The 10,146-nt window shown below is 61.6% G+C and carries 12 protein-coding genes and 1 pseudogene; 5 read left to right on the top strand and 8 right to left on the bottom strand.

Annotation, left to right across the window (positions count from 1 at the left end; genetic code table 11):
* Positions 1-189: 189 nt before the first annotated feature.
* Positions 190-945 (top strand): SIMPL domain-containing protein, encoded by a 756-nt coding sequence (locus PLN84_RS11710; protein WP_348532096.1) that lies wholly within the window; start codon positions 190-192, stop codon positions 943-945.
* 117 nt (positions 946-1,062) lie between these two features.
* Positions 1,063-1,740, top strand: coding sequence for an MBL fold metallo-hydrolase (locus PLN84_RS11715; RefSeq protein WP_299954367.1), 678 nt, complete (start codon positions 1,063-1,065; stop codon positions 1,738-1,740).
* 10 nt (positions 1,741-1,750) lie between these two features.
* On the opposite strand, the gene PLN84_RS11720 is transcribed toward PLN84_RS11715, so the two are convergent.
* Together PLN84_RS11720 and PLN84_RS11725 are read right to left on the bottom strand one after the other, a co-directional pair.
* Entirely contained in the window at positions 1,751-2,611 is an 861-nt protein-coding gene (locus PLN84_RS11720) for a mechanosensitive ion channel family protein (RefSeq protein ID WP_292558894.1), read from the bottom strand.
* A complete protein-coding gene (locus tag PLN84_RS11725) occupies positions 2,608-3,261 on the bottom strand; it encodes a DUF432 domain-containing protein (RefSeq protein WP_292559169.1) in 654 nt (217 codons plus the stop codon). The genes PLN84_RS11720 and PLN84_RS11725 overlap by 4 nt, the downstream gene beginning before the upstream one ends.
* A gap of 545 nt (positions 3,262-3,806) precedes the next feature.
* Between PLN84_RS11725 and PLN84_RS11730 the strand changes: the two genes are divergently transcribed.
* The 3 genes from PLN84_RS11730 (at position 3,807) to hisE (ending at position 6,041) form a co-directional block, all read left to right on the top strand.
* Entirely contained in the window at positions 3,807-5,231 is a 1,425-nt protein-coding gene (locus PLN84_RS11730) for an ATP-binding protein (RefSeq protein ID WP_299954362.1), read from the top strand.
* 83 nt (positions 5,232-5,314) lie between these two features.
* A complete protein-coding gene (locus PLN84_RS11735; protein ID WP_292559167.1) occupies positions 5,315-5,755 on the top strand; it encodes a NusA-like transcription termination signal-binding factor in 441 nt (146 codons plus the stop codon).
* Entirely contained in the window at positions 5,748-6,041 is a 294-nt protein-coding gene (gene hisE / locus PLN84_RS11740; RefSeq protein ID WP_292559166.1) for a phosphoribosyl-ATP diphosphatase, read from the top strand. The genes PLN84_RS11735 and hisE overlap by 8 nt, the downstream gene beginning before the upstream one ends.
* 39 nt (positions 6,042-6,080) lie before the next feature.
* Here hisE and PLN84_RS11745 read toward each other — a convergent pair whose 3' ends face one another.
* From PLN84_RS11745 to PLN84_RS11770, 6 genes and pseudogenes are all read right to left on the bottom strand, one after another.
* Positions 6,081-6,527 carry a bifunctional nuclease family protein gene (locus PLN84_RS11745; RefSeq protein ID WP_292559165.1) on the bottom strand — a complete coding sequence of 149 codons (447 nt, stop codon included), beginning with the start codon at positions 6,525-6,527 and terminating at the stop codon, positions 6,081-6,083.
* 46 nt (positions 6,528-6,573) lie between these two features.
* A complete protein-coding gene (locus tag PLN84_RS11750; protein WP_292559164.1) occupies positions 6,574-7,611 on the bottom strand; it encodes a flippase-like domain-containing protein in 1,038 nt (345 codons plus the stop codon).
* Positions 7,612-7,865: 254 nt separating this feature from the next.
* Positions 7,866-8,435, bottom strand: coding sequence for a DUF357 domain-containing protein (locus PLN84_RS11755; protein WP_292559163.1), 570 nt, complete (start codon positions 8,433-8,435; stop codon positions 7,866-7,868).
* Positions 8,432-9,184: a diphthine synthase gene (dph5, locus tag PLN84_RS11760; protein ID WP_292559171.1), complete on the bottom strand. Its 753-nt coding sequence runs from the start codon at positions 9,182-9,184 to the stop codon at positions 8,432-8,434. The genes PLN84_RS11755 and dph5 overlap by 4 nt, the downstream gene beginning before the upstream one ends.
* Positions 9,185-9,215: 31 nt before the next feature.
* A complete protein-coding gene (locus tag PLN84_RS11765; RefSeq protein WP_292559162.1) occupies positions 9,216-9,935 on the bottom strand; it encodes a hypothetical protein in 720 nt (239 codons plus the stop codon).
* 13 nt (positions 9,936-9,948) lie between these two features.
* A pseudogene (locus tag PLN84_RS11770) lies at positions 9,949-10,146 on the bottom strand (ferrous iron transport protein B); the annotation flags it as partial.

Below are 10,146 nucleotides of genomic sequence, written 5' to 3' on the forward strand. Positions count from 1 at the left end.
ACATCGCCGTCCTGATCGCCCGCCTGGTGGCGGCGGCCGGATGGCCGACGGAGAGCGACGAGGAGTGAGGAGATACGAGATTCCTGAGATAAAACCCCCTTTCCGAGATCTGGACAATTAAAACTACGAAAAATCTCGTAGCTAAAGCAAGATATTTATTTTCACCGAAACAAGAGATGATTGATACTTATGCGAGGAAAGACAGCACTTCTGGGGATCGCCCTGATGGTCCTCTGCGCCGCGGTGATCGGCAACGTCACCGCACAGTTGCCTGAGGAATCCACAGACAAATTGATCCACGTCTCCGGCACCGGTAAGGTGACGACCACGCCCGACCAGGCTATCATCCTCTTCGCGGTCGAGACCGAGAACGCCGACGTTACGACGGCGCAGCAGGAGAACGCCCGGAGGATGGACACCGTAATCAACGCCTTAAAGAACGCCGGCATCCCGGCGAAGGATATCAAGACCGCCGGCTACAACATCATCCCGGTGACCGAGAACAACAACCGGCCCCTTTCCACCGACTCGGGGGTCCCCGATCTGAGGATCCAGTTCTACCGCGTCATCAACACCGTTGAGGTCACGTTAAACGATGTGGACCGTGCCGGCGAGATCGTCGACCTTGCAGTCGAAAACGGCGCAAACCGGGTCGACCGGTTCGCGTTCACCCTGAGCGACGCCAAGCAGCAGCAGTTCCGGTCGCAGGCCCTGACCGCCGCTGTGGCGCAGGCACGGGGCGACGCAGACGCGGTCGTCGCAGCGCTCGGCAAGACTATCATCGATGTCAAAGAGGTCAACGTCGGGAACAACTACATCCCGATGGTCTACGACGGCCGCCTCATGAGCATGGAGAAGGCCGCGGGAAGCGCCGCCCCGACCCCGCTTGAGGCCGGCGAGATCGACGTGACCGCGAGCGTCTCGATCTCCTACATCATCTCCTGACCTCCTGATAACCCATTTTTCTGCAGGTCCGGGGTGCTCCGAACCCCGGACCCGGCCTCCCGCCATCCGGCCTGCCCCATCGGGAAGCATCATCGTTTGTGAGGAGAGACCGGAGAGGTGGAGTCTCTTCCGATGCCCACCATCACCGAAGTCTACAACAACATCCCCTGCCGCGAGGGCCTCACGCCCGACTGGGGGTTCTCCTGCCTGGTAGAGGAGGCAGGGCTGCTCTTCGATACCGGGGAACGCGGCGACATCCTCCTCGCAAACATGCAGGCGCTCGGCATCGACCCTGCGGCCATCCGGCACCTCGTCCTCTCCCACGACCACCACGACCACATCGGCGGCCTTAAGGCGGTTCTCGCCCGGAACCCGGCGATTGAGGTCATCGTCCACGACGCCTTCTCGGCAAAGACGCTTTCGCTGGTCCGGGAGTACACGGACCCCCGTATCGTCGGGGAGTGGGCCGAGATCGCCGACGGCATCGCCGTGACCGGCCCGCTCGGGACCGCTATCCCCGAACAGTCGCTCGCGATCACCGTTTCGGGCGGCTACCTGGTCGTCACCGGGTGCGCACACCCGCACATCAGCAGAATCATCGAGAAGGTCTCGGAGGTTGGGCCGGTATGGGGCGTCATCGGCGGGCTGCACACCGTCACCGGCGAAGATGTCGAGGCCCTCGCCGGGGTGGCGCACCTCTCGGCGTCCCACTGCACCGACAGAATCGGAGAACTCGCGGAGCGGTATCCGGCCTCCTTCCGGCCGGGCGGGGTCGGGCAGGTGCACCGGATCTAAAAAAAAGAGATTACTCCTCCCTCTCGTTCTTCCCGGCCGCCCGGGTCCGCACCTCGAGCCCGTCCGCAAACGTGAGGGTCCGCTGCGGGAAGGGCATCTCGATGCCGTTCGCTTCGAGCGCCTGCTTGATCTTCCACAGAAGGTCCGTCCGGACGTCCCACCAGTTCCGGGCCGGCGCCCAGATGTAGGCGGTCAGGTTGACGCTGTTGTCACCGAGGTTGTCGACGAAGACCGAGGGCGCGGGACTCTTCAGGGCGAAGGGGTGGGTCGCAATGACCTCTTTCGCGATCCGGATCGCCGCATCGGCGTCGTCCTCGTACCGGATGCCGATCTGGTACTCGAACCGCCGGGCGGCGTTGTGGACGTAGTTCGTGATGTTCGAGGTGAAGACCGTCTCGTTCGGGATCCGGATGTAGAGCCCGTCGTAGGTCTTGATGACGGTCGAGAGGACGCGGACATCCTCGACACTCCCGCTGACGTCCGACACGTTGATATTGTCGCCGATCTTGATCGGGTGCTCGAACATGAGGAAGAGCCCGGAGATCAGGTTCGAGACAACGCTCTGACTCGCAAAACCGATGACGAGACCGGCGATTCCCCCGGCCACCAGGAGGCCGGAGAGATCGAAGTGGAGCTGCGGGAGAGCGATGACGAACGCCCAGAGAATGATAACGTAGTAGACCAGTTTTGTGAGCAATTCGCGCTCGTTCTTGGGCAGCCGCTCCAGGAGGGCTCTCCTGACGTTCGTCGAGACAACCCTCGCGACAGTTACGCCGATGATGAGGATAACGGCGAAATACAGAAGGTTCTCGACGGTGATATTCCCGATGCCGATGGGGATCTCGAAGATCTCGGTCACGTTGAAGCTCATGACAGCCCCCACTCCATCAGGTATCCCCGGTTGATCACCGGGATCTTGCGGGCCGTGTAGAGCTCGACGGACTTCACCATCCCCGGCCGGAGGGGCGCGTCGACGAAGTCCGTCTCCGCCAGGTTCGCACTGAGAATGTTCATCGTGGCGGTTGCCGCCACGAAGTCGCCGTAGAAGATCTTCATGTCGGTGCTGTCAAAGACGGCCCGCGAGACCTCTACCCACTCGTGGGATGCGTTATGGATGGAGAGTTCCATAACCCCCTCGCAGAAAGACTCGACCGGGGGGAGCTCCGGGTAGACCGCACTCGTATACCACCGGGCAATGACCCCGCTCGTCGGTGACCCGTAGAGCGTGTACTTCTGACTGCCGGGAGCGAAGACGTCCAGTACCTCCATATCCTTTGCAGATTCGACGAACACGCCGATCTCGACGGGAAACTTCAGGTAGACCGTCTGGGTGGCGCCGGGCTCGATGACCATCGGGGAGAACTCCATCAGGAGGTAGTTCGTGATCTCCGTCGGGAGGTTGACCGGTTCCACCGGGTTGATGATCACCTCGCCCGTCTCCGAGACCAGGATCCGCTCGAACGGCTCTCCTTTGCACCTCCGGCGGTAGATCCGGAGACCGTTAACTCTCTCCGTTTCCACCAGAATCTCACCGCATTCACGGTGAAATGTGCCAGTATAACGCCCGAACATCATCTATAATCTGCAAATACTCAAATATTAACTTACGTAATAATCCGGGACGCCGGCTTTCGCGTCCCCGGAGCCGATCCGGAATGACGATGTTGCCCGGCCCACAAGCCTTAAATCTGCACCAAATTGATCTATTGCGCCAACCGCTCACAATCTGCCCGGAAAGGATCTAGCAAGGCATAAATAACAAATCCGCCAGGCAGTATATTTTACAGGGAATAAATAGACACTCTTTTAAACGACGCTCCCAGACACTTTTTCCACGTGTTTATCCCGGTCCCTGCCGAGACCCCGTCCTTGAGCAATTGATCGTGAAGGGACGGGGGCTGATCCCCCAGGACCGGAAGCGGCAATAAACAGGGGAGCCTGTACCCCCAGCGCAGAGGAACCCTCCCGGAGATCCTGAGGAGGTGGCCTTTTCGCGGCTTTACGGGGACGAGAGCCGTCCCCGGGTGATGCGTATGAAGATGAATCAGGAAAGAGTCAGCGGACCCATGAATCGCAGCCAGATACCCGTGAGTATCTTCGAGCATCTCCAGCAACCGGCACTCGTTCTCGACTGCGAGGGGCGGGTGGTCGTCTGGAACGACAGCATGGAGCGGTACACCGGCATCCCGGCAGGGGAGATCGTGGGAGAAGGAGGGTATGCGCACGGGAAAGCGCTCTTCGGCGAGAGGTGCCCGACGCTTGCAGACTGCATCCTGGAATGCAGCGATGCCGGGAGCAACTACCGCCGGGTCTCCCACGACAGCAAAGGACTGCTCGCCGGCTCAAGGATTACGCCGGCATCCGGCAGGGAGATTCTCTGTACGGCCGCTCCCCTCTACGACGCCGCCGGCAGGCAGGTCGGTGCGGTCGAGACCATCCGGGATGTGCCGGACGAATCCTCCCGGGCGGCAGAAGAGCAGGTCCGGGTCCTGGCGAGCGCTCTCTCTGCTATGGTCTTCACGCTCGACCGGGAGGGCATCTTCACCCGGTTCTTCTGGAGCGGCGCCCGGGAGATGGGCATAGACCCGAAGACCATCGTGGGCGAGACGCCCCGTGTCCTCCTCCCGGCCGAGGAGGCGGAGTCCCTGGTAGGGGTTGCGCGCCGGGTCATCGAGGCAGGTGCGGTCGTATCGGAGACCCGGACGTTTGAGTGGCGCGGCGACCAGAGGTCGTTTGAGGTCACCGTCCACCCCCTGCACGACTCCGCCGGGAGGATCACGGCTGCCACCGGAGTCGCCCGGGAGATCACCAGGGACCTTCTGCGTGACCGGGCCCTTCAGGAGGCCAACCGGCGTTCCAGCCTCTACCTCGACCTGCTCGGCAACGACATCTACAACACCAGCATGGTCGCGGCAACGATCATCGAGATGCTCCGGGAACGGCTCGCCGGCGAGGAGGCGGAACTCGCGCAGAGGGTCAAGAACACGGTTGAGCAGGGGATCAACGTCATCAAGAACGTCGAACTCCTGACCACGCTCAACACCCACCACGTCCGCTTAGAGCCGGTCGACCTGGACAGTATCATTCACGGCCAGGTACGGCGCTACGCAGGCATCGACATACGCTACACGAGGGAGAGCCACATGGTCTGGGCAAACCCTCTCCTGGAACACGTCATCTCCAACCTGATCAGCAACAGCATCAAGTTCGGCGGCATGAAGGTGCGGATCGATATATCCGTCATCGAGACCGGGGACAGTGTGACGCTGACGGTCGCCGACACCGGTATCGGCATACCGGACCATTTAAAACCCAACATCTTCGACCGGTTCAGCCGCGAGGGCAAACCCGCCTCAGGGAGCCGGGGTCTTGGCCTGCACATCGTCAAGACCCTCGCCAACCAGTATGGCGGACGGGTCTGGGCGGCGGACCGGGTGCCCGGAAAACCGGAGGAAGGGGCGGCAATAAAAGTGATCCTGCAGAAGTGCTAGCCCCCTCCCCGCCGGGGGTACTCAGATATATATCCTTCCGGCGACTATATCCTACCGCATCATTCCCATCGGGGACTGCTTCAATGATACGAACAATATGCTTTAAAGAACGACGATACATCGAAGAGTTGAGAATTCTTACCAGAGCAACCGCGCTGGACTGCATCATCGACGAACGCTTCGACCGCGTGATCTACCTCATAAAAGAGGGAGATATGGGTCTCGCTATCGGTCGGAAGGGCGGCAACATCAGGAAGATGCAACGGGTCCTCGGGAAACGTATAGAGATGGTGGAATATTCTCCCGAGATCGAAAATTTCGCAAAAAACGTCTTTAAACCGGCCGAAGTCGTCGGCGTCAGGAGAGAAGACGACGGAAGACTCACGGTCCAGATCAAGAAGGGTGATCTCGGTATCGCCATCGGGAAAGGCGGGTGCACCATCGAGAAGGCACGGCTCCTCCTCTCCCGCTACTTCGATACGGAGCTCGGCGAGGTGCTCGCGGGAGGTGACGATCATGCGTGACTGGACCGTCCTCGAAGAGGTCTGGACGGTCATAGAGGACCGGGCCGAGCACCCGTCGGCCGAAAGTTACGTCAGTTCCGTCCTGACCCACCGGAAAGGTATCGACAAATCCCTTGAAAAGGTCGGTGAAGAGGCGGTCGAGTTCATCCTGGCCGCAAAGAACCAGGTCCCGGAGAGGACGGTCTCCGAGGCGGCCGACCTCCTCTTCCACTTCCTGGTGGCACTCCGGGCATCAGGCACCGATGTGGCGGATGTGCTCGACGAACTCGCCGCCCGCCGTAAATAGGCTCGTTTCGGGAAGAGACCTCTCTCCCTGCCTTGCCGGTCAGAGGTAGTCCTTCAGGTCTACCATCCGGGGCAGGTCGTCCTTCTTCACTGCTGCGGACTCTACGACCGTATCCTCGATCATGATGGGCGCACGGTAACGCAGAGCGATGGCTATCCCGTCGCTCGGCCGGCAGTCCATGACCTCGGTGCGCGAACCCTGTCTGAGGAGAAGTTTGGCGTAAAAGACCCCCTCCTCCAGGGAGTCGATGTGCAGGGCGTCGAGAGCAATCTCGAAGTTCCGGAAGACCTCAACGATGAGGTCGTGGGTGATGGGGCGGGGCAGCATCTCACTATTCAGAGCGTTACTTATCGAGATCGCTTCCCAGAGCCCGACGTATATGGGGATTGTGCTGTCGCCCCCGGCATCCAGGACGACAGTCGGTGCCGCTCCCATCTCGCTCACCGACATGAAGACACCCTGGACCCTGCAACGTTGAGTCGTCATGTGATCACGTGACATCAGCCTTATCGGGTTTAAACCTTGGGGTACATCACTGCTTTTTTGCGCGGGCAAGGATCTCGCGCCGCACGATGATGAGACTCGACAACAGGCCGAGGAGGATATTCAAGTAGTAGAGGATCAGCCGCCAGAGGAGGACAAAGATGCCCACGATCGACGACGGAACGAAGAGACTGTAGAGCGACGTGGCGCCGAGCTCCGCAACACCCGAACTCCCGGGCGTGAGCGGGATCATCATGATGACGGCGAGGACGAGCTGGACGACGAACGACTCGACGAAGAACGCCGGCTGGCCAAGACCCACGAGGAGCAGCGACGCGATGGCGAACTCCGAGAGCCAGAAGAGCAGGGTGAAGAACATCCCCCACACGAGGCCGCTTCTGCCGTGGTTCACGAACTTGACAAGACCCGCGTTGAAGTTGTCCACCTCCCGGTCGATCGCGTCGAGCAGGCTCTCGAGCCTCTTTAAGCGCCAGCGCCGGTCAATCCATCGTGACATCCATTTGAGGGCCCGTTTGAGGTGGTCCGGGTTCTTCACCGAGTAGACGAAGATCAGGACGAAGAGGGTGACGAAGATCCAGGTGGCGTACATGATCAGGCTCAGGCCGCTGAACCCCGAACTGATACTGCTCCAGTACCTGCCGAGGAAGAGCATGGCGAAGGCCCCGAGCGCCCCGAGGGCAACCCCGTCCAGGATCCGTTCCATGACGACGACGGCGGTCGCGTCCCCGACCGGGACGTTCGCCCGGTAGAGTTCGTGAACCCGGACCGGCTCGCCGCCCGCCTGCGACGGGGTGACCGCCGCGACGAGCATGTTCGCCAGCACCAGGTTGAAACTGTGGAGAAATCCCACCCGGTAGCCGAGCGACCGCGACATCAGCTGGATGCGGAGCGCCCAGAAAACGAGCGAGACGATATGGAGAAGGGCCGCAAGGGCCAGGTAAAGCGGGTTGACGCGGCTGAGGTACTCGATCGTCATCTCATCGACGGTGAAGTAGAGGACCCCGGCCAGGACAAGGACGCTAAAACTGATCGAGACGAGCAGCCACTTCCACTGAGACCTCTTCATGCACTGCGCTCCCGGGCGTGGTGGTGCGGATGTTAGAGACCGACCCTCAAACCCCGATTGACTCACGCGGATCTTCCGCGGATCTTCGGGTAATTCCGAAAAAAATACCCGAATTGAACTAATAACGTATCGTGCGGCTACTATTTAACGATGGGTTTATCGAGATCGATAGAATCCGGGATCCCCCGGGCAGGGGCGATTCCGCGCACCGGGTATCTCCCGGGCCGGGCAGGGCGCCTCTGCGGGAAAACTCCTCATACCGTGAAGAGACTCCGATCGCCGGTGATCCCGAGAAACCCCACACGGATGCCGGCATCGAGCCAGGCGTAGCCGTAGCTGAGGCGGGCGAGAGCGCCGACCAGGTCGCCCGCTTCAAAGTGCTCGACGCCGTCCGTATACCAGGAGTGCGCCACGGAACAGAGCGCCTCAGCCCCGGGAGAGAGCGGGCTCGCCTCGTCCGGCGCTGCACGGACCGCCGCAAGAGCATCCAGAAGCATCCGCCGGTAGCGGCGGGTCTTCTCGTCCAGGTGGGCGCTCTCTGAATCCGGTATGCACGCGTCCACGAGATCCGGAGGATGAGCGGCGAGCGGCTCGAGCAGCCCGATCCGCGAGCCCGCGTCAAGCCAGCCGAGCCCGTAGGCAAAGGCCGCGAGCGCGTTCACCGGGTCGCCCGTTCTCAGAAATATCCCGCCGTCGCTCTCGTAGGCCGCCGTCATCTCGACCACCTCCTCCGCCGCCCGGTAAAGGAACGTCCCCTCCGGAACGGCGATCCGGGTCCGGCGGAGAGCCGCAAGAAAGAGGACACCGTACTCCTCAAGGGTCATAGGCCGGCAAAGATCTCCAGGTACTCGCGCTCCATGGGGTGGAGGTCGGCCGGCACGACCAGGATATGGAGCGGGGGTCCGAAATCCGTCGCTTTGAGTCTCGCACCGGACCCGGCACGGACTACCGGGCTCTCCGACCCCGCCCGGGCGATACCCACGTAGAGCGCGGGCGGCTCGATGCCGCGGTTCTCCGCCATCTCCTCGAGAAGGGCGACCGCCTCCGGGATGCGCATGTAACGGTCTTTCTGGATGTCGAGGTAGACGAGCGTATGCAGGTTGAGCGCGAGGTTTGCTGCAACCGTCTCGACGGGGGCCGTCGGGAACCAGCCTTTTGCCGGGAACGGCACCGAACACGACTTCCCGAACCGGTAGTTCTGGAGACCCGAGAGGCCCGAGACCGCGCTCGATATCGACGAGGCGTGGATGATGGAGGTGGCAACACCGGCAGCGGCCGCCCGCATCCGCAGGTCGGCGTGCGTCGTCGAGACCATGGGGTCTCCCCCGGTCAGGAACGCCACCCGGCCTTCCGCGGCACGCTCGAGGATCTCGCGGGGGTCCTGCTCGACGTCCTCCCGCCCGAGCACCCGGATCTCCTTGCCGAAGAACGCCTCCATCCGGGGAACGTCCGTCCCCATCAGCCGCGACGTATACGATTCCAGGTAGACGACATCGGCTTTCCGGACGCATTCGAGGCCTTTTAACGATATATCACCGAGGTCGTAGAGCCCCAGGCCCACAAACGTCAGCATCGCCGGTCCGCTCCGGGAGCAAGTCTCATCATCATCCCTCAATCGTCAGTGCTCCGTCATCGTAGAGGTAACGGATCCAGGGGGTCGTCCTGCCGCGGATGCCGACGACGCGGAAGTCCCGCTCCACCGGCTGCCTTCCGTCATCCGTCCTCACCTCGACGACCATGTTCATCAACTGCTTGATCGTGGCTATGGTTCTCTCGTCAAACGACTCCCTGTTGAGGACGTAGACGCCGACCCCCTCGAGTTTCTTCACCCGGTTCGTGATGACATGGAGAAACTTGAAGGTCACCTCCAGCCGCGCGTAGAGGAGGAGTGTCGAGACCGAGTTGATGCAGAGCCGGACCGGCGGAGGCATCGGCCCCGGCGGATCGGCCATCACTCCTTCCTTCCACATATCCTCGACCATCCTTGAGAACTTGATCCCCATGCTGGTCAGGTCAAGAGGGCTCGTGACGAACTTCGCCTTCGTCGTGTCCCGCAAGGTCGGCACCGACGTCTTCGTGACCGCATCGATGAACCCGACGTGGTTCATAACCGCCCCCTGCCTCCTGAACGCACCCGCGACATCGGCGGCACGCTCGTCGGTCGTGATCGCAACCGTCCATTCTCCGGGCAGAGGGCAGGCTATCCTGTACGCGAGGTGTTCCGCGTAGGCCAGGGGCGGCGCCAGGATAAGGATGTTCGTGGCAGCCCGCAGGCCCCCGAACTCCCTGTCGATCAGAGGGATGCCGGTTTTGTAGAGATACATGAGTGTACACCACTTATGAGAGAACGCGGAACATAAGGCCTCCGACGAGGAGACCGAGGGCAACCGTGTAGAATGTGATGGCAAGCGTTATCCGTGAGCCGACCTCACGCAGGAGGACCGTGATCGTAGCAAGGCAGGGGACGAAGAGGACGGTCACGATCGCAAAGATGTACAGCTGGAGAGACGAGAGGACCGCCCCGAGGTCGGCGGT

It is taken from the genome of Methanoculleus sp., from assembly GCF_035363275.1.
In the GTDB taxonomy this organism is placed as follows: Archaea; Halobacteriota; Methanomicrobia; order Methanomicrobiales; family Methanoculleaceae; genus Methanoculleus.